Origin of the sequence: Blautia sp. MSK20_18 (assembly GCF_020553125.1) — a bacterium.
GTDB classification, from domain to species: domain Bacteria; phylum Bacillota; class Clostridia; order Lachnospirales; family Lachnospiraceae; genus Blautia_A; species Blautia_A fusiformis.
Genome location: NZ_JAJCGR010000005.1, coordinates 62053 through 81570 on the forward strand (window position 1 = coordinate 62053; position 19518 = coordinate 81570).

Below are 19518 nucleotides of genomic sequence, written 5' to 3' on the forward strand. Positions count from 1 at the left end.
AAAGGGAGGAAAGAAAAAATGTTAAACGCATTTCTTGTAGCACTTGCCGTATTTATTTGTGTCGGCGGTGCAGAGCTGATCGGATTTACCATGCTGAACCGTCCGATCGTCATCGGACCGCTGGTAGGTCTGTTTCTTGGAGATCTTCATACAGGAGTGATCATCGGAGCTTCACTGGAAGCCGTATTTATGGGAGTTGTAAACATCGGAGGTGCTTCCGCGGCAGAACCCGGAATCGCCACAGCCGTAGGAACTGCTTTTGCCATCATGCTGGGCAAAGGTTCTGAGGTAGCCCTGACACTGGCACTTCCAATTGGTATCCTTGGTCTTCAGATCAAGACCGTTCTCTACATCTTTATTGTAGGTATGTTTGCAAAAACTTTCGACCGTCTGGCAGCAGAGGGCAAGGAGAAACAGATTATCGCCCTTCATTACGGACTCTGGGCTGTAAACTGGTTTTTGTATTCCCTGTTCGCATTCTTCGGAATCCTGTTCGGATCTGACGCAGTCAGCGCACTTCTGGATGCGATCCCGGATGTTGTTATGAACGGCCTGACCGTCTGCGGTGGACTTCTTCCGGCAGTAGGTATGGCAATGTTGATGAAGATGCTCTGGGATAACAAGATCTGTATGTTTTATTTCCTGGGCTTTGTCCTTGCAGCATACTTAAACCTTCCGCTGATCGCCCTTGCCGTGATCGGTGTGATCATTGCCATTTCCATTGGTATGAACGATTACAAGCTGAATCAGCTTGCAGCACAGAGAGTAGCAGTTTCACCGGCCGGTAGCGCTGACGAATATCTTGACGAAGAAGAGGAGGAATTTTTCTCATGAGTAATTTAACGAAATCCATTCCTGCAGATGAAAGAAAAATGCTGAGAAAAGCGTTCTGGCGTTCCTTCACTCTGTATGCGGCAGTAAGCCCGGCAAAACAGGGAGCTTCCGGTTTCTGCTATTCCCTGATGCCTTTTATCAATAAATTTTACAAAAACGATGAGAAAGGCAAAAAAGCTGCCCTCACAAGAAGTATGTCTTACTTCAATACAACCATCACCTTATCTACATTCATCATGGGTCTTGTGGCATCCATGGAGAAGAAAAACAGCGAGCAGAAGGATTTTGATGCAAGCTCCATCAATGCGGTGAAATCTTCCCTGATGGGACCTCTGGCCGGTATCGGTGATTCCATTTTCTGGGGCGTTCTCCGTGTAATCGCAGCCGGAATCGCAGTAGGACTTGGTGCATCCGGAAACGTTCTGGCACCGATCGTGTTCCTGCTTCTTTTCAACATTCCGTCTATTCTTGTGAAATATTACGGAACATTCCTGGGCTACAAGCTTGGTTCTGAATATATTCAGAAGGTTTATGCAAGCGGTCTTATGAACATCCTGACAAAGGCTGCCAGCATTGTAGGTCTGATCATGGTCGGCGGTATGACTGCCAGCATGGTAACCTTTAACTCCACTTATGAACTCACCATGAAGGGTGAATCTGTTCTGAATCTACAGAACATGTTGGACCAGATTTTTATCGGCATTGTTCCCCTTGGACTGACTCTTCTGTGTTACTATCTGCTGAAAAAGAAAAATGTCAGCATCACAGTTCTGATCATCGGTGTTATCATCCTGAGCATCCTTCTCTCTCTTCTTGGAATTGCATAAGCCTTAAGGATAAGGAATAAAGATCAGAATTATGAAAAGGCGGGCCGTATAGGGTCCGCCTATAAAAAAGCCTAAAAAAAGTTATATCGAAATAACTGACCGCAAAAAGGGCAGTTGAAGAACACCTGACCGGATATAAATAAGCAGCAAATACGGATTATAAATATCTGCTCAATGCAAAATAAAGGAGACATAAGAAATGAAAGATTGGTGGAAGAATTCCGTTGTATATCAGATTTATCCAAGAAGCTTTAAGGACTCCAACGGAGACGGCTTCGGCGATCTCAAGGGTATTATTGAAAAGCTCCCCTACCTTCAGAACCTTGGGATCGATGTGATCTGGCTCAGCCCTGTTTTTGACTCCCCACAGGACGACAACGGTTACGATATCAGTGATTACCGGAAGATCTACGCGGGCTTCGGAAGTAACGAGGACATGGATGAGCTGATCGGAAAAGCTCATGAGCATGGTATCAAGATCATTCTGGATCTTGTTGTCAACCATACTTCCGATGAGCATGCATGGTTTGTGGAAAGCCGGAAATCAAAAGACAGCAAATACAGTGATTATTATATCTGGAAGGATCCGAAAGCAGACGGCAGTGAGCCAAACAACTGGGGCTCCAGCTTCTGTGGAAGTGCCTGGGAATATGATGAAGAGCGCGGCCAGTATTACCTTCATTTTTACAGCAGAAAACAGCCGGATCTCAATTGGGAAAATGAAACCGTCCGTAAGGAAATCTATGATCTGATGAAATTCTGGATGGACAAAGGTGCTGACGGATGGCGCATGGATGTGATCGCATCTATCTCCAAGGATCAGTCCTTCCCGGATTACCCGAAAACGGATGGTCGCAAGTATTATACAGGAAAATATCACAGCAACGGACCAAGACTTCATGAGTTTATCCATGAGATGAACCGGGAGGTGCTTTCAAAATATGACTGTATGACGGTAGGTGAGGCGCCGGGCTCCACACCGGAGGTTGCAAGACTGTTTACAGATCCGGAGCGTGAGGAACTGAATATGATCTTCACATTTGAGCATATGAACATCGACCGTATTCCGGGCTCTGTAAACCGAAAGTGGGAATTGAAGCCTTTTGATCTCCGTGATCTGAAACGTGTTATGAGTGAGTGGCAGAACAAGCTTTATAACAAGGGCTGGAATGCTCTGTATTTTGAAAATCATGACCAGCCACGTGTGATCTCCAGATGGGGAAATGACACTACTTACCGCGAGGAATGTGCAAAGGCTTATGCTACCGTTCTCCATGGTATGCAGGGAACTCCTTATGTATATCAGGGAGAGGAGATCGGTATGACAAACGTGCAGTTCCCGCTGGAGGAGTACGAGGATATCGAGGTTCGTAATGCATATCAGGATCTTGTCGTTAAGAACAAAACCATTTCTGAGGATGATTTCCGCAAGGCAGTATGGAACAAGAGTCGTGACAATGCCAGGGTTCCGATGCAGTGGGATGACAGCGAAAATGCAGGATTTACAACCGGTAAGCCATGGTTCCGCCTTTCTGATCGTTACCAGGAGATCAATGTAAAAAAAGCTCTGGAAAAAAATGATTCCGTGTTTTATTATTATAAGGATTTGATCTGTCTTCGTCATGAGGAAGAGCTTCTCACAGAAGGTGACTATCAGCTCCTTCTTCCGGAAGACGAGAAGATCTTTGCATATTTAAGAACTTCCGACAAAGAGCAGTGGATCGTGGTGGCAAACCTTTCTGAGGATACGGTAAGTACAGAAGGTCTTGCAAAATATGTGTCCGATAAAGAGGATATTAAGATTGCAAACTATAAGGACAGAACAGGGATCAAAGTGGACTTAAGACCGTACGAGGCGTTTATGATGAGGATCCGGTAATTCCTGAGCTGTTGTATATGTAGTAGTAAAGTGGAAGAAAAGTCTCCGCTTTACAGAGAGCAGGTATGAGTATTTGTGCGTATCTGTACTGCCAAAGGATATCCGGGTGCAGTGCAGATGCGCTTTTTGCCTGTGGGGAAAAGACAAACAGGAGGAATTTATGGAAAAATATATCATTGCAGTGGATATGGACGGAACTCTTCTGAACAGTGAGAATAAGATTTCTGAAAGGAACAGAAATGTTCTGCAGCGTCTGATCGATGACGGACATTATGTGGTGCCGGCAACCGGAAGGACCAGAGAGCTGATCCCTCGGGAGTTTTCTGTGCTCCGGGGTGTGAAATGGGGAATCGTGGAAAACGGCTGTGTTGTCTGGGATTACGATAAAAATGAGATGATCTGGCGAAAAACCATGCCCAAGGGAATGGTAAGCAAAATCCTGAAGGATGTGGAAAACAGCGACGCAAAAGGCTGGATCGCAGAGGCTTATGCAAACGGAATTGCCTATTCTGATGCGGATGCCAGAGATTATGTGGCATCTGTAGTGGATAAAGATCTGCTGGAAAAAACTTTTGTAGATTATTTTCTCAGCAGACATGTATATGTTAAGGATTTTTATCATCAGGAAGATATTCTGGATCAGGCAGAGAAGATCAATATTTATTTTGATGATATGGAGACCAGCAGGGCACTTCGTGAGAAATGGCAGGATCTGGATGATGTGGCAGTGACTACTTCCATCAGCGGCAATGCGGAGTTTAATGCAGCAGGCGTGGACAAGGGTGTGGGTCTTGCCATGCTTCGCACAAAGCTTGGTATTGACCGGATGCATGTGATCGCTTTCGGAGATAATGAGAATGATCTGGAAATGCTGGAGGGTGCAGGTATCGGTGTTGCTATGGGCAATTCCAAACAGTATGTAAAGGATGCAGCGAATGAGGTGACCGGAGATAACGATCATGATGGTGTGGCGGAATTTCTGGAGAGGTTTTTCGGGCTGTAAGCGGTGGTTGATCGTGATCGTTGATATAAGGGACAGGGAAATGTATTTTTCTCTGTCTTTTTTTATTTGCATTTTTGGTGATATAAGGTATGATAAACGAAGAGGGTACGGGGATTGCTGGTTTTGACTGGTAGTTACCGGTGAAAATTATTTGAGGAGATCAGGAGGATATTTTTTAATGAAAAATCTGATACCAAAGCGTGTGATGGAGTATATCATTATCACATTTGCCGTTGTTCTGATGGATGTGGGAATTTATGTATTTAAGTTTCCGAATAATTTTTCCTTTGGTGGTGTTTCGGGTATGGCGGTTGTGTTTTCGCATTTTATTCCGATGACGTCTGCGCAGATCAACCTGGTGATCAATCTGATTTTGCTGGTGATCGGGTTTATTGTTCTTGGCCGGGATTTTGGAGTGAAGACGGCTTATGTTACGGTTGTTTCTTCTTTGCTTCTGAATGTGTTTGAGAAGGTTTTTCCTATGAACAGGGCGCTGACGGGGAATATTATGCTGGAGCTTTGTTTTGCGATCATTTTGCCGGCGTTGGCTGCGGCGCTGCTGTTTTTTGAGAATGCTTCGGGTGGTGGCACGGATATTGTGGCGATGATCATTAAGAAGTATTCTACGATGAATATTTCGGGTGCGTTGTTTGTGGTGGATTGTGTGATCGTTGTTGTTTCGTTTATGGTGTTTGATCTTACTACGGGGCTTTGTTCTGTGCTGGGGCTTATGGCTAAGACGTTGATGATCGATAAGTCTATTGAGAGGATGAAGCTGAATAAGTATTTTACGATCATTTCCAGTAAGCCGGATGAGATCTGTGAGTTTATTATGAATGGGTTGGAGCGGAGTGCTACGGTTTATCATGGGGAGGGGGTTTATTCGCATAAGGATAAGAAGATTATTTTGACGGTTGTTGATGTTAGGCAGGCGGTGTTGCTGCAGAGGTTTATTGATGAGGTGGATCCGCAGGCGTTTTTGATGGTTACTAAGAGTAGTGAGGTTGTTGGGAAGGGGTTTATGAGTTATATTTGATGCAATCGTATGGGATTATTGTATGCTGATCGTAGGTGATTGTGTATGATTGTAAGCTGATGGAATTAGGAGAGCGTTCTTTGTGGTCTGGATGGGCTGCGGGGCGCTCTTTTTTTGTGGTGGAGGGTGGAGGGCGGATGGCGGATGACGGACGCCGGGGAGACGGGTGCCGGTTGGCTCCGGGCTTCGTCGGGGGCTGGCTTCTAGGCTGCCGGAATTCTGCTAAAACCGTTTTTAAAAAGTCCGAACTCGCGGCTTGCTGCCGCTCAGACAGCGGACTTTTTAAAAACAACGCAGATTTCCGCCAGCCAAGAATCAGCTCCCCTCCTGCAGAGTCGTAGCCAACCGGCACCCGTCTCCCCGGCTGTTCGATTCCGGGCGGGAGGTAGTGATGGGTGTGTGGGGCGACTGGCGGAAGTGGGGATTGATGAGGGCTGGAGGATTGAGTGGATTCCCGGGAGTTGGATGAGCCATCAGCGCTGCGCTGGATGGCTGGGAGGAAAGGCTGAGTTTCCTGTGGCCTGAAGGTGAGGGATGTGCCATCGTCGCTGCGCTGGATGGCTGGGAGGAAAGGCTGAGTTTCCTGTGGCCTGAAGGTGAGGGATGTGCCATCGTCGCTGCGCTGGATGGCTGGGAGGAAAGGCTGAGTTTCCTGTGGCCTGAAGGTGAGGGATGTGCCATCGTCGCTGCGCTGGATGGCTGGGAGGAAAGGCTGAGTTTCCTGTGGCCTGAAGGTGAGGGATGAGCCATCATCGCTGCGCTGGATGGCTGATTGGTGTGTGAAGGTTTTGTGAAAGGGTTTGACAGGTGGGGATTTTTATGGTAGGATACACACTTACGTAACAAAATTAATAAAATTGTAACAAATTAGTGAGCGAGGATCGTGGCGAAGTGGATTGTGAATCTCTGTCTGAATGGATGGATTGTGTTGCTGCGTGGTTTTCTGAGAGGAGTTTTATTGTTTATGTTTTATAAGAAATTTGCTGCTGTTGTTCTGAGTGCTGTTCTTGTGGGTGTGGTTCCTTCTGTTGTTTTTGCGGATGTGGATGGTGTCAGTGCTGTGTCTGATGGGGATGTGGAGGTGCTTTCCATTGAGGATGGTTTTTCGGATGGAGCGGATTCTATTTCTGCTTTTGCCAGTGCTCTGGCGGATAAGACGGTTTCTGAGGTTCAGGGGTATCAGGAGGCGAAGGCTGAGGCTGAGGTGATCGCACAGGAGAGGCTTGAGGCTGAAGCGGCTGCTGAGGCTGCGCGTAAGGCGGAAGAGGAGCGGAAGGCTGCTGAGGAGGCGCGTCTGGAGATGCGACAGGGGATTGTGGATTTTGCGCTGCAGTTTGTGGGGAATCCTTATGTTTATGGTGGTACGAGTCTGACTAACGGGGCGGATTGTTCGGGGTTTGTGATGTCTGTGTTTGCGGAGTTTGGGTATGAGCTTCCTCGTGTTGCTGCAGCTCAGTGTGCGGCTTCTGAGAAGAAGAGTGTTGCGGATATTGAGGCTGGTGATCTGGTTTTTTATGGTGATGGTGGTATTGATCATGTGGCTCTTTATATTGGTGATGGCAAGATCGTTCACGCCAGTACAGCAGCTACAGGGATTAAGGTTTCCGACTATGATTACCGGGCTCCGGCTGCGGTTGGTTCGTTTGTGGCTTAGGATATAGATATAAATGATTTACTGATATGAAATATAAACTGTCTGCGGAGATTTTTTGGTTGGGTTGGCTGAAAAATAGCTGCGGGCAGTTTTTTTGAAGAAAAATAGTGTATAATTTAACCGAATCAAGTAAGTCTCCTGCGGGGTTGCGAAAAGCAATAAGCAGTGGGTGGGGACTTAGATAAAATTCAGAAAGGTTGTGGGGTTATGAATACGAAGGAAATCAGTGGTAAGCGGCAGATGGAGTTTCTGGCCGGGTTTGATTTTGTCAGAGAAGCGGGTACTGCTGGGGAAGTGAAGGCGGCGAAGATGATCCGGGATACTTTGGACAGCTTCGGAGTGAAGAATCGGATGGAGGAGTTTGATTTTTGGGGTTTTCGGATCAACAGAGCGGTGCTTAAGGTTGTGGAGCCTTATCAGAAGGAGTATGTGGTGACCGGGTATGGAAGATGTGGAAATACTGGGGCAGAAGGTCTGAAAGCGGATTTTTTGTATGTGGAGAATGGAGATGCTGTCAGTCTTTCACGGGCGAAGGGTAAGATCGTTATGGTGAATGGCCGGGTGAGTGGTGATGTGTATCAGAGACTGGTGAGCGTCGGAGCTGTTGGTTTTATCAGTGTGGAGGGTTCTCCGCTGGATGAAGGAGTGGACAGGGTTCCCTGTCAGCGCAGCCTGCCGATGATCTTTCCGGGGGATGCAGCAGAAGAGACAGAAGGATTGTCGGAGTCTGCAGAGGATATTCACGAGATGCAGGAAAAATATAGTGGCAGGATTCCGGGGACGAATCTTCATTATAAGGATGCAGTGGAGCTGGTGACGGAGGGTGCGTCTGAGGTGTGCCTGGTTGTGGAACAGGATGTGACGGCGTGCAGATCCCGTAATGTAGTGGCGAGGATCGAAGGTACGGATAAGAAAGATGAGATCTTGACGATTACGGCGCATTATGATTCGGTGCCGGAGGGACCGGGGGCCTATGATAATATGGCTGGGGCAGCGATCATCATGGAGCTTTGCAGATATTTTCAGCAGTATAGACCGCGCAGGACTATGGAATTTGTGTGGTTTGGTGCTGAGGAGAAGGGCTTGCTGGGCAGCCGGGATTATATCAGAGTTCATGAGAGTGAGCTTGGAGCGCATCGTTTTAATATGAATGTAGATCTGGCCGGGCAGCTGATCGGAGGAAATGTTCTGGGAGTGACGGGAGAGGCTTCTGTTTGTAATAAGCTTCTTGAGATCGCTGACGGAGCAGGGATCGGAGCGTCTGTGAAGAATCAGATCTGGGGAAGTGATTCCAATTCTTTTGCATGGAAGGGAATTCCGGCCATGACTCTGAACCGGGATGGTTTTGGCATGCATACCCGTTATGATACGATTGATCTGCTGTCTGCCTGGTCGCTGGAGAGAAGTGCGATCCTTCTGGGATGTATTGCGGATGCGCTTGGGAATGCGGAGGTTTTCCCGTTTGAGAGAAAGATGCCGGAGAAATTTATCAGAGAGCTGGATGAATATATGTGCAGATAGTAAAAATCTGATTTTATCTGCTCATAACTGGATATTTGTTATGGAACTGTGGGGACTTGTCTGTTTCGGGAAGAGTACAGACAAGTCCTCATAATTTATTCAATATTTTCAATGTTTATTGACCTTTATAATTCCGCAAGGGAACATGTGGCTTTGAGTCAGGGGGATATTTGCAGCTTTGTAAGGGATTCCCGGAACAGGGGGCAAGCGGAGGTTCGCAATTGAACCAGTGGAATTACTTGATTTGATTAAAATACGATAAAACAATAAAAAATAATACAAAATAATTGACAGTAAGATATCGAACTGTTATACTGAAATCACAGGCTTTCCAGGGATCAATGCGCCGGATATTGTTTTGCGGAGTATTGATTTCTGGAACTTTTATCACAGAAAAATCAGGAATGAGGAGATAGGACCATGTTTACAGAAGAACGACAGAATGCAATAGAGAAATGTCTCCGCGAAAAAGGAAAAGTCAGGGTCAAAGAATTAAGCGAGATGTTTCAGGTTACGGAGGACTGTATCCGCAAGGATCTCAAGATCCTTGAAAATGCAGGCAGATTAAAGAGGACTTACGGCGGAGCGATCCTGTCACAGGAGTATCCTCTGGAGAGAAATGTAGTAGACAGGCGTATGTACAATCTTGATAAGAAGAAAGTGATCGCTGCGAAAGCCTTCAAGCTGATCAAAAATAACGAAACGATCTTTCTGGATGTTTCCACTACAAATATAGAGCTGGCAAGGCTTATCGCTTCGTCGGGTATGCATGTTGTGGTTGTCAGCAATATGATCGATATCCTGCAGATCCTTGCTGCGAATCCGTCCATTACGGCCATAGGCACAGGGGGAACTATGTACCGTTCGGTGAATGGATTTATGGGAGCTGCGGCCATTGAGGTGATCAAGCAGTACAGCTTTGACCGGGCATTTTTGGGAAGCTGTGGCGTGGATATGACAGATTTTGCAGTTACTACATCCGGAGTGGAGGATGGATTGACCAAGAAGGCGGCAGTGCAGAGTAGCAGACATAAATATGTGGTTATGGAGAGAGAGAAGTTTTATTTTAACGAATCTTATAAATATACACATTTTGATGATATCAGCGGGATCATTACCGATGAATTTCCGGATGATACCATTGTGAACATACTGAGGAATACCGGAGTGAAATTACTCTGAGCAGACAGTAATAAAGGGGGATTTTTACATGAAAGACTATATTCTGGAAACCTGTGTGGATTCTGTGGAATCCGCCATGGCAGCAGCCGAGGGTGGTGCGGACAGATTGGAGCTTTGCAGCAATCTGATCATCGGGGGGACAACTCCCGGTCCATGGCTTTTTGAGGAAATAAGGAAGCGTTCAGATATCCGGATCCATGCGCTGATCCGTCCGCGGTTTGGAGATTTCTGTTATACAGATGCGGAATTTTCTATGATAAGGAATGCCGTAAAGGATTTCCGCAAAATGGGAGCGGAGGGTGTTGTGGTAGGTATCCTGAAACCGGATGGCACCTTGAATATGGAACAGATGAAAGAACTGATGGATGCGGCGGGAGATATGTCTGTTACGCTGCACAGGGCTTTTGATGTGTGCGCAGATCCGATCGAGGCTATGGAACAGGCAATCTCGCTGGGAATCGATACGATCCTTACCTCCGGACAGAAGAATACCTGCCTTCAGGGTGCGGAGCTTTTGAAGGAACTGGAAACCAGGAGTCAGGGACGTATCACCATCCAGGCGGGGAGTGGCGTCGGTGCGGAAGTGATCCGCCAGCTTTATCCCCTTACCGGGATCAAGGCTTATCATATGAGCGGCAAGGTTGTAACGGACAGTGCGATGCAGTTTCGCAAGGAAGGTGTCAATATGGGACTTCCGACATTCAGTGAATATGAGATATGGCGTACAGATATTGAAAATGTTCGTGCTGCAAAGAAAGTTCTGGAGGAATTATAATGGCTGAGGGGAAGATTTTTCTGAAAGAAAACCGTGATCGGATCGAAAAAAAATATCGGGAGCAGATGATGGGGTTACCGCAGGTTTTTGCGGAGATTGATAAAAAGCTTGCGGAATGCACAGACGAAGTGGCTCTGGCGTGCAAATATTTATATGCGTTCATGCCGTACAGTGATATCGGAAATTACGCGTTTGAAGTATTCCTGGATTATGCGGAGAATGGCGTATATTTATGGAAGGAAAACTCCGGGGTGGCAGAGCTGCCGGAGGAAATCTTTTTGAATTATGTGCTGTTTCATAGAGTAAATGAGGAGGAGATCGCACCCTGCCGTACATTTTTCCGCAGGGAGATCGGAGAGAGAACTGAGGGAATGAGTTTCCGGGAAGCTGCCCTGGAGGTGAACTACTGGTGTGCACAGGAGGCTACCTATCATTGTACAGATGATCGTACCCTGTCTGCACTTGCCGTATACCGCAGAGGAAACGGAAGATGCGGAGAGGAATCTGTATTTACCGTTAATGCACTGAGAAGTGTTGGTGTACCTGCCCGTCAGGTATATGCACCAAAGTGGTCTCATTGTGATGACAATCATGCCTGGGTGGAAATCTGGTGCGATGGAAGCTGGTATTTTCTGGGAGCCTGTGAGCCGGAGGAGATCCTGAATAAGGGATGGTTTACCAACGCTTCCTCAAGGGCCATGATGGTCCATTCAAGAGTTTTTGATACCATGATCCCGGAGGGAGAAGTGATCGGCAAAGATGGTATGGTGACTATGCTCAACGAGCTGAAACGATATGCACTGACAAAAGAGATCACTGTGTCCGTAAAGGATTCACATGGAAAACCGGCAGAAGGTGCAGAAGTTTCTTTTGAGGTGCTGAATTATTCGGAATATGCCCCGATCGCAGAACTGAAAACCGACAGTCTGGGAAAAGTCAGCCTGACAACAGGGCTTGGAAGTATCCATATTTCTGCAAGGATGTATGCAGAGGGAGAATGGCTGCATGCAGAAAACAGCCTGGATACAAAAACAGAGGATTGTTGTGAGATCTGTCTGATGCCCGTAGGAAAGGAAAAGGGTATTTTTTATGAGGAGTGGACGGAGATCGATATGATCGCACCTCATGATGCACCTGTAAATAAAGATATGCCAACACCGGAGCAGAAGGAAAGAGGTAGCAGACGTCTGGCAGAGGCAAACGCTTACAGGGAACAGAAGGTAAGAAACCTGAGCAATCTGGAGTGTCGGAAATTCCTGGAAAAAGAAACCGGAGATTCTTCAATGAGAAAAAAACTCCTTGAAGTCCTCACAGAGAAAGACAGAACAGACTGTATCAGCCAGGTTCTGGAGGAGCACCTGAAATTTGCATTACCGTATGAAAAAAACATGGATGCAGATATTTTTGTACCATATGTACTGAACCCGAGAGTTGACGATGAAGTTTTGCAGAAATACAGAAAAGCGATCCTTGAGCAGCTGTCGGAAGAAGAGAAAAATATGCTGCAAAAGGAGCCGGCGAAGATCTGGAAGTGGATTGAGGATAAGATCGTTTCCAGCCCGGAGAAAGAACGCAGCAGTGTGATCACCACGCCGTCCGGATGTCTGAAAACGGGAACAGGAAGTCTTCTGTCAAAGAAGATCCTTTTTGTGGCAATGGCGAGAACACTGGGGATTCCGGCACGCCTGAACCCTCATGACCGTTCCATGGAGTATATGAAAAACGGAAAATTCATCCCGGTATCTGCGGAAACGGAGAAAAAGGCATCGATCCTTCTGAAGGCAAGTGCGGATACACATTGGAAATATTTCCAGAACTGGAGCATCGCAAAACTGGAAGCCGGAAAATATATCACACGGAAGCTGGAAGCCGAAAATTTCAGAGATCAGGTGATGAAGCTGCCGCTGGAAGCGGGAAATTATAGGATCCTTACCTCAAACAGACTGCCAAATGGAAATATATTTGCAGCGGAGTATTATTTTGAGGTTCAGATCGGAGAAATGAAGAGGGTGGAGCTGGCATTTCGGAATGCAAACCTGGAAGACATGCTGGAGAATATCTCCATACCGGAATTTACTCTCAGAAAAGAAGATGGAAGCACCGTGAAGGCGTCAGAACTGACGGCAGATGGGAAGCATATCCTGGCGTTTCTGGAAGAGGAGAAAGAACCGACGGAGCATATCTTAAATGAGATGATGGAGCAGGAAGAAGCTTTTTCCCGATATGCGAAGAGGATCATTTTTGTAGTAAAAAGCAAAAAAGCGCTGGAGACCCCTACCCTTTCAAGAGCACTGGGCAAGCTTGGAAATGTTCAGATCTTATACGATGATTTTTCAGAGATCATCAATACACTGGGAAGAAGAATGTACGTAGATCCGGATAAGCTTCCGCTGATCATTGTGACAAACGGAAGCCTGAATGGGATCTATGCAACCAGCGGATACAATGTGGGAACCGGAGATATGCTGCTGAGACTGCTGTGACAGATATAACGGATATATACAGAAGGAACACAGACCGTATCATCGACTGTGTCGGTGACGGTCTGTGCCCTTTGTAAAAGTTGTGAAATTATTGCAGTGGTTCAGATGCTCAGAATATGCGGGCAGATTGGAATGAAAATGTCTGTTGTGCTTCCCGAAATTGCCGTAATAAAAGTTGCTTTGCATTACTTAGCATCAGAAAAGAGATCACGCACGGAATCCCGGTAGATACATTCTGGCTTCAGGCGTATCGTCCTTGGAAAATCACTGTAGTCTCCGTTCATTCTGCGAAGCAGCAGATCACAGGCCTGCTCTGCCAGACCGGTCAGCGGCTGACGGACAGCGGTCAGCTGAGGAGAAAGCAGCATGGACAGTTCAAAATCATCAAAGGAGACAACAGACAGGTCTTCCGGGATCCGGATGCCAAGGCTGTAGATCGCTTCATAAATACCGAGGCATAGTGTATAGTTCGCAGAAAATACGGCAGTCGGACGTTCCGGAAGATTCCATAATTTCTGCATTGCCTGATATCCAAAGTCGTTTGTGTAATTTTCAGCGATGATATAATCGGGGTTAACCGGAATATCGTAGTCTTCCAGTGCCCGGAGATAGCCTTTTTTTCGTTCACATGCAGTATAGGATGCAGGAGAACCGGTGACAAGGGCGATCTTCTGATGCCCCATTTTTATCAGATGCTCCACGATCTCGTAGGCTCCGGAGGTACAGCTGGTCTGTACACAGTCTGTACGGTGGAAATGGCTGTGTTCTTCCAGCTCCACAACAGGGATTTTGGCGTGTTCCACAGCAGAACAGATGTCCTGGTTCAGACTGAAAGAGGTAATGATAAGGCCGTCGATCCCGGAGCGGAGCATGTGAGGGACGAATTTATTGACATGATCCTTATATTTGTCGCCGCTCATAAATGTGAGAGAATAACCGTGAGCGCGCATGGTGTTTTCTATTTTGCTCAGAAGAAAAGCATTATGCGGAGTATTGGGAGGACCGGATACCAGACCGATACGGTAAGTCTTGGAGGAACGAAGTCCCCGGGCCGTGTTTCGTGGAACGTAATTCAGTTTTCGGATCGCTTCGTCGATCTGCTTTTTGTTTTGCGGCCGTACAGTTCCGCCGTTGATATATTTTGAAATGGTGGCCAATGCCAGACCGGTTTCTCTGGCAATGTCCTTGATGGTTGCACTCATAAATCAATCCTTTCCGGATGCTGTACTGTTGTGTTCGGACAGGTCTTTTACGGAGCGCCGCGGGTGGAATACAACATCCAGCATGTCTATTTTGGGAAAATCCGTATAGTCTCCATGGATCCTTTTTAAAAGTAATTCCACAGCATATTTCCCCATGCTTGTCAGATCCTGTGAGACGCAGGTCATAGTCGCGCTCATGGTCTTGAAAAGCGGATCATCATCAAAGCACACAAAGGAAATATCCTGAGGAACGGAAATCCGTGCCTGGCTGGCAGCGCTTAAACCGCCCATTGCGGAGAGATAGCAGTCAAAAAAAACAGCAGTAGGGGGATCGGAAGAATCAATAAGCTTCTGGAAATGCAGGTTGCTCTGGGTGATCGTTTCTGCAGTGGAACCAAAAGAAACAGGGGGAAAAGAATCCTGCTGTTTCAGAAGGTCAATGCCATTTTTCTGATATACATCCACAAAGCCCTGGATCCGCTGCTCGATGGTGTAGGAGTCCAGATACTGTTCCATGATCCAGACCTTTGTGTGGCCTTTTTCCAAAAGGTGCTCTGCCAGCAGTGCACCGCCTCTGTAATTATCAGAAATAACACAGTCTACAGGAAAATGTCTCATGGAAGCAGGAATCTGATCGAGCATTACAACCGGTATGCCGGCATTCTGTAAAAGCTGGTACAGGTCATCATGCCAGCAGGATGGGAGCATGATAACTCCGTCAAAGTGCTGGGAGATAATATCCTGTATCGTATCGATCTCCTTCTGATTTTCAAAAAAGAAAGAACAGACAATAACTGTATAGCCATGATCCGTGAAATGCTTGATAATGGAGTTGACAAGCTCGCCCCAGAAATAATTACCAAGATCTGAGATCAGGATACCGATGGTATGTGTGTTTTTGGCACGGAGAAGCTGGGCATTCCGGTTTGGGGTATATCCAAGCTCCTGAATTGCCTTTTCTATAAGGATACGATTTTCTTCCCGTATTTTTTTGTGGTTTATATATTTGGAGATCGTTGCGGTGGACAGGCCTGTCGCACGGGCGATATCATTGATCGTAACGTTCATGTAAAACCTCCGGTTCTGATACATTTACAGATAATAGAGTATTTTCATATTATATCATGAAAAAGAAAATGCCTCAATACACATGGCATTTTTTACACATAAAGTATCAGAAAAAACGAGCGTATTGTACAGAAAATTGATAAAAATGAAACGTTTAACAAAACCTAATACGAAAAAGTGCACAAAAACAAGACGGAATAATTGTAAAAAATAGGAAAAATGATTTTTGCCCTATGATTTTACTTGAAAAGCTGCTTCGGATGCGGTAAGATAGTCTTAACAAAAAACGAAACGTTTTACGTAACAAGAAAATCAGCTATACGAAACAAGGAGAAGGTTATGGCAGACACAAAGCAGCAGTGGTATAAAGATGCCAAATACGGATTATTCATCCATTGGGGACTTTATTCCATCCTTGCAGGAGAGTGGAAAGATCCGAAGACCGGCGAGGTCACCAAGACAGACCGTATCGCAGAGTGGATCGAGAACAATCTCAACATTGACAAGGAAGATTACAGAAAGCTGAAAGATGAGTTCCATCCGGACAAATTTGACGCGGATATGTTTGTGAAAAGAGCGAAAGAACAGTGGGGTGTTAAATATATCGTTCTTACTTCCAAGCATCACGAGGGATTCGCAATGTACGATTCCAAAGTCAGTGATTTTAATGTAGTGAAGGCTACAGGAAGAGATATCTTAAGAGAGCTTTCCGATGCTTGTAAGAAATATGACATGACAATGGGTATCTATTATTCACAGGCTCAGGACTGGGATGATGACAATGCCTATAAGAAGGATTACGAAGACAAGAACGAATGGAAGCCGGAATTCCGTACATACTTCGATGAGAAATGCAAGCCGCAGTTAAAAGAGCTTCTTGAGAATTACGATAATATTTCCCTGATCTGGTTTGATACTCCGATGGGAATGACCGCAGACGAAGCTCAGGAATTAAGAGACTGGGTTAAGGGTATTAAGCCTGACTGCATCATCAGCGGACGTATCGGACACCAGAAGGGCGATTATATGACCACCGGTGATAACTTTATCCCACGTCTTCCATACGACGGTGACTGGGAAGTACCGGCAACTGTAAATGATACATGGGGTTATAATAAATACGATACAAACTGGAAGAATCCGGATGATATCCTGAACCTTCTTCTCAAGATCGTCGGCAGAGGCGGAAATTACCTGCTGAACGTAGGACCAATGGCAGACGGAACTGTTCCGGAAGCTTGTGTCGAGGTTATGAATGAGGTTGGTAAATACGTGACTGAGAATGCGGAAGCAATTTACGGAACCAAGAATGTTGGTATCTATCCATATGAGATCCCGAGCATTGAATTTACAAAGAGACCACATAAGCTTTACGTACACGTACTTGCACCGAGATATCGAGTTGAACTGCTGAACATCGGTAATCAGTTAAAGGGTGCATATGTGGTAAGCACAGGAGAAAAGCTTCCGTGCCGCGCATTAAAGTGCTGCGAAGGAAACTCGATGATAGAGGTAGAGCTTCCGGAGAAGCTTCAGGGGGCAAAGAACTACTGTGTATGCCTGGAACTTGAGGAAGAAGAGCCGATCTTTGAGGCGATCATCGATTGATCAATTTATGAACATCAATGGGAAAACTATATAATAAAAAATCATATTAAGGGAGGATTTATTCATGAAGAAACGAATGAAAAAAGTTGCAACACTGTGTCTCGCCGGTGTAACAGCAATGTCAACAGTAGGCGTAACAGGAAGCGCCGTATTTGCAAAAGGTGACACAAACTACGATGTAGACAATATGGATTTTGAAAACGTTGAGCTTCGTGTAGCATTCAGATTTAACAACGGATCTGATACAGACGGACAGGCTAAATGGTATTACAAAGCACTTGATGAGTTCAACAAAGAGAACGAAGGAAAGATCCATGTAACAGATGAGAGTATTTCTACGGAGTCTGATTATGAAGAGAAGCTTACAACAGATTTTGCTTCCGGTAATGTACCGAACGCGTTCCTTCAGTATGGCGGAAGCCGTACAAGAGAGTATGTAGATGCAGGATATATACTGGATCTGACACCATACTTTGAGCAGTATCCGGAATGGAAAGAGGGAGTTCAGGATTTTGCATGGGAGACAACACAGTTTGACGGCATTGAGGGAACCTATGGTATTCCGTGGTCTGCTTATCAGCTCTGCCTCTACTACAACAAAGATTACCTTGATCAGGTTGGTGTAGATGTTCCGGAGTCATGGGATGATCTTGTTGATGCCTGCGCGAAATTAAAAGATGCAGGAATCCAGCCATTCAACTACTCTGACAAAGATAACTATCACTTCGAGCATCTGATGAGTGCTCTTGCTCTGAAAGCTTACGGAACAAGCATCGCAGATGATCTTGCAAGCGACAAAGAAGCTTACAACGGCGAGAAGATGGTTGCAATCTATCAGAAGATGAAAGATATGATCGATGCAGGATACTGGGGAGATGGAATCCTTAGCACAGACTTCAACACAGAGAGAAATATGTTCGAGGCAGGAAAAGCTGCATTCACAGTTGACGGAACATGGAACTGCGGTAACTTCCAGAATGACTCCGATACAACTCTCTTCGATGCTCAGAAGATCGGTGTTACAAGAATTCCTTATATCGACGAAGCAAACAAGACTGTAGAGATGGGCGGCGGCTCTGATACATACTACATCACCACATTAAACAAGAGCGATGAGGAAATCGCAGCAACTGTTAAATTCATCAAGTATCTTACAAGTGTAGATTCCATCAACGAAATGTGCAAATCCAGCCCGACAACATATGCTGAGAAGGTTACGATCGATACAGGTAACTATCTGCTTGACGATGTAAATGCGATCATGGCTGAGAATACAGAGTCTAAACTTGAGATTCCTACATATGACAGCAACACAGCAGCTATGGATACAATCCGTAATTCTCTTCAGGCATTAGCGACAGGCGCAAGTGCACAGGAAGTTGGAGACGATATCGTTGACAAAATGTCTGCTTACGAATAAAGAGAATTTTGACTGAACGCATGATGTGTGGATAAGAGAAACAGGGGGGAGCATCATCTGCTTCCCCTTGTTTATTACGGAGGTATACATATGGCAGGTAAATCTGTACCAAAGGTAAAACAGAAGCTGGATAAAAAAGATCTTACGCTTTCTTTAGCGTTCCTTCTTCCGGCAATTTTAATAACTGTTATTTTTGTCATCTACCCTGTTTTTGATACCGTAGGCTTATCATTCCGTAAATGGAACGGTATGTTTGGTGCGGCAAAGCAATGGGTAGGACTTGAGAACTATCAGAAGATTTTTTCAGATAAGCTGTTCTGGAATGCAATGCTCAACAGTGTGTACTTTATGATCGGTGGTTTCGTTATCCTGATGCCGCTTTCATTTGGTCTCGCAATGCTGGTAACTACAAAGATCAAGGGAACCGGATTCTTCAGAACCTGCTACTTCCTTCCGAATATGTTAGGAACAACAGCAGTAGCCCTGATGTGGACATTTATGTTAAATCCGAACTTTGGTATCTTTAATACCATTGAAAATATTTTCGGCCTTCATGGTGCGATCCCTGATGTGCTGACGATAAAGACTGTAAACGTCTGGATCGTTATCCTGGTAAATGAGTGGATGTATGCCGGATATAACATGCTGATCTTTGCAGCTGGTCTGGTAGCGATCCCGGATGAGTTAAATGAGGCAGCAGCACTGGATGGAGCTACCGGATGGCAGAGAGTTCGTTACATTACCCTGCCTCTGATGAAAAACTCCTTCAAGGTATTCTCTATTTTGTGTATCACAGGATGTCTGAAAGTATTCGATATTATCTGGGCGATGACAAGAGGAGGCCCGAACGATATCAGCTCCACGCCTTCAATTATGCTTTATACACAGGGATTCTCCTATAAGCTGTTCGGACGAAGCAGTGCATACGGTGTTATTCTGTTAGTGCTGGGTGTTGCACTGAGTCTTATAACCAATCATTTGTTCCGTGAAGATAAAGATCTTGCAATGTAGGCGGAAGGAGAAGAG

General features: G+C 45.7%; 15 protein-coding genes. 13 read left to right on the plus strand and 2 right to left on the minus strand.

From position 1 onward, the window contains the following. Positions 1-18 precede the first annotated feature (18 nt). From LI091_RS04560 to LI091_RS04605, 10 genes are all read left to right on the plus strand, one after another. On the plus strand, positions 19-834 hold the full coding sequence (locus LI091_RS04560) for a PTS mannose/fructose/sorbose/N-acetylgalactosamine transporter subunit IIC (protein ID WP_021976997.1): 816 nt from the start codon (positions 19-21) through the stop codon (positions 832-834). Continuing rightward, a complete protein-coding gene (locus tag LI091_RS04565) occupies positions 831-1661 on the plus strand; it encodes a PTS system mannose/fructose/sorbose family transporter subunit IID (RefSeq protein WP_118607943.1) in 831 nt (276 codons plus the stop codon). The genes LI091_RS04560 and LI091_RS04565 overlap by 4 nt, the downstream gene beginning before the upstream one ends. 199 nt (positions 1662-1860) lie before the next feature. Continuing rightward, positions 1861-3540 carry a glycoside hydrolase family 13 protein gene (locus LI091_RS04570; RefSeq protein ID WP_265190883.1) on the plus strand — a complete coding sequence of 560 codons (1680 nt, stop codon included), beginning with the start codon at positions 1861-1863 and terminating at the stop codon, positions 3538-3540. Between the two features lie 160 nt (positions 3541-3700). Further along, on the plus strand, positions 3701-4543 hold the full coding sequence (locus LI091_RS04575; RefSeq protein WP_022426921.1) for a Cof-type HAD-IIB family hydrolase: 843 nt from the start codon (positions 3701-3703) through the stop codon (positions 4541-4543). Between the two features lie 178 nt (positions 4544-4721). After that, the gene (locus LI091_RS04580) at positions 4722-5579 is read left to right on the plus strand and encodes a YitT family protein (RefSeq protein ID WP_265190884.1); all 858 of its coding nucleotides are present in this window, start codon (positions 4722-4724) and stop codon (positions 5577-5579) included. Between the two features lie 964 nt (positions 5580-6543). Then, a complete protein-coding gene (locus LI091_RS04585; protein WP_265190885.1) occupies positions 6544-7233 on the plus strand; it encodes a C40 family peptidase in 690 nt (229 codons plus the stop codon). Positions 7234-7440: 207 nt separating this feature from the next. Beyond that, positions 7441-8754, plus strand: coding sequence for a M28 family metallopeptidase (locus tag LI091_RS04590; protein ID WP_265190886.1), 1314 nt, complete (start codon positions 7441-7443; stop codon positions 8752-8754). A gap of 420 nt (positions 8755-9174) precedes the next feature. Next, a complete protein-coding gene (locus tag LI091_RS04595; protein ID WP_015525379.1) occupies positions 9175-9936 on the plus strand; it encodes a DeoR/GlpR family DNA-binding transcription regulator in 762 nt (253 codons plus the stop codon). Between the two features lie 28 nt (positions 9937-9964). After that, positions 9965-10711, plus strand: coding sequence for a copper homeostasis protein CutC (locus tag LI091_RS04600; protein ID WP_015525380.1), 747 nt, complete (start codon positions 9965-9967; stop codon positions 10709-10711). Next, on the plus strand, positions 10711-13194 hold the full coding sequence (locus LI091_RS04605; protein ID WP_265190887.1) for a transglutaminase domain-containing protein: 2484 nt from the start codon (positions 10711-10713) through the stop codon (positions 13192-13194). Before LI091_RS04600 ends, LI091_RS04605 begins: the two co-directional genes overlap by 1 nt. Before the next feature lie 185 nt (positions 13195-13379). Here the strand turns inward: LI091_RS04605 and LI091_RS04610 are convergent, their stop codons facing one another. After that, positions 13380-14396, minus strand: a complete 1017-nt coding sequence (locus LI091_RS04610; RefSeq protein WP_015525383.1) for a LacI family DNA-binding transcriptional regulator — start codon at positions 14394-14396, stop codon at positions 13380-13382. A gap of 3 nt (positions 14397-14399) precedes the next feature. Further along, complete coding sequence (locus LI091_RS04615; RefSeq protein WP_265190888.1) at positions 14400-15464, minus strand: LacI family DNA-binding transcriptional regulator; 1065 nt, start codon at positions 15462-15464, stop codon at positions 14400-14402. A 243-nt stretch (positions 15465-15707) separates the two neighbouring features. Here LI091_RS04615 and LI091_RS04620 point away from each other — a divergent pair, with 243 nt between their 5' ends. From LI091_RS04620 to LI091_RS04630, 3 genes are all read left to right on the plus strand, one after another. Continuing rightward, positions 15708-17072, plus strand: a complete 1365-nt coding sequence (locus tag LI091_RS04620; RefSeq protein ID WP_265190889.1) for an alpha-L-fucosidase — start codon at positions 15708-15710, stop codon at positions 17070-17072. Positions 17073-17136: 64 nt separating this feature from the next. After that, positions 17137-18492, plus strand: a complete 1356-nt coding sequence (locus LI091_RS04625; protein WP_021653147.1) for an ABC transporter substrate-binding protein — start codon at positions 17137-17139, stop codon at positions 18490-18492. A 90-nt stretch (positions 18493-18582) separates the two neighbouring features. Beyond that, entirely contained in the window at positions 18583-19503 is a 921-nt protein-coding gene (locus LI091_RS04630; protein ID WP_265190890.1) for a carbohydrate ABC transporter permease, read from the plus strand. Positions 19504-19518: the final 15 nt, after the last annotated feature.

Bases quoted from the DNA above. Each gene is read 5' to 3' on its own strand.
- LI091_RS04560 (WP_021976997.1), top strand. From the start codon at position 19: ATGTTAAACGCATTTCTTGTAGCACTTGCCGTATTTATTTGTGTCGGC.
- LI091_RS04565 (WP_118607943.1), top strand. From the start codon at position 831: ATGAGTAATTTAACGAAATCCATTCCTGCAGATGAAAGAAAAATGCTG.
- LI091_RS04570 (WP_265190883.1), top strand. From the start codon at position 1,861: ATGAAAGATTGGTGGAAGAATTCCGTTGTATATCAGATTTATCCAAGA.
- LI091_RS04575 (WP_022426921.1), top strand. From the start codon at position 3,701: ATGGAAAAATATATCATTGCAGTGGATATGGACGGAACTCTTCTGAAC.
- LI091_RS04580 (WP_265190884.1), top strand. From the start codon at position 4,722: ATGAAAAATCTGATACCAAAGCGTGTGATGGAGTATATCATTATCACA.
- LI091_RS04585 (WP_265190885.1), top strand. From the start codon at position 6,544: ATGTTTTATAAGAAATTTGCTGCTGTTGTTCTGAGTGCTGTTCTTGTG.
- LI091_RS04590 (WP_265190886.1), top strand. From the start codon at position 7,441: ATGAATACGAAGGAAATCAGTGGTAAGCGGCAGATGGAGTTTCTGGCC.
- LI091_RS04595 (WP_015525379.1), top strand. From the start codon at position 9,175: ATGTTTACAGAAGAACGACAGAATGCAATAGAGAAATGTCTCCGCGAA.
- LI091_RS04600 (WP_015525380.1), top strand. From the start codon at position 9,965: ATGAAAGACTATATTCTGGAAACCTGTGTGGATTCTGTGGAATCCGCC.
- LI091_RS04605 (WP_265190887.1), top strand. From the start codon at position 10,711: ATGGCTGAGGGGAAGATTTTTCTGAAAGAAAACCGTGATCGGATCGAA.
- LI091_RS04610 (WP_015525383.1), bottom strand. From the start codon at position 14,396: ATGAGTGCAACCATCAAGGACATTGCCAGAGAAACCGGTCTGGCATTG.
- LI091_RS04615 (WP_265190888.1), bottom strand. From the start codon at position 15,464: ATGAACGTTACGATCAATGATATCGCCCGTGCGACAGGCCTGTCCACC.
- LI091_RS04625 (WP_021653147.1), top strand. From the start codon at position 17,137: ATGAAGAAACGAATGAAAAAAGTTGCAACACTGTGTCTCGCCGGTGTA.
- LI091_RS04630 (WP_265190890.1), top strand. From the start codon at position 18,583: ATGGCAGGTAAATCTGTACCAAAGGTAAAACAGAAGCTGGATAAAAAA.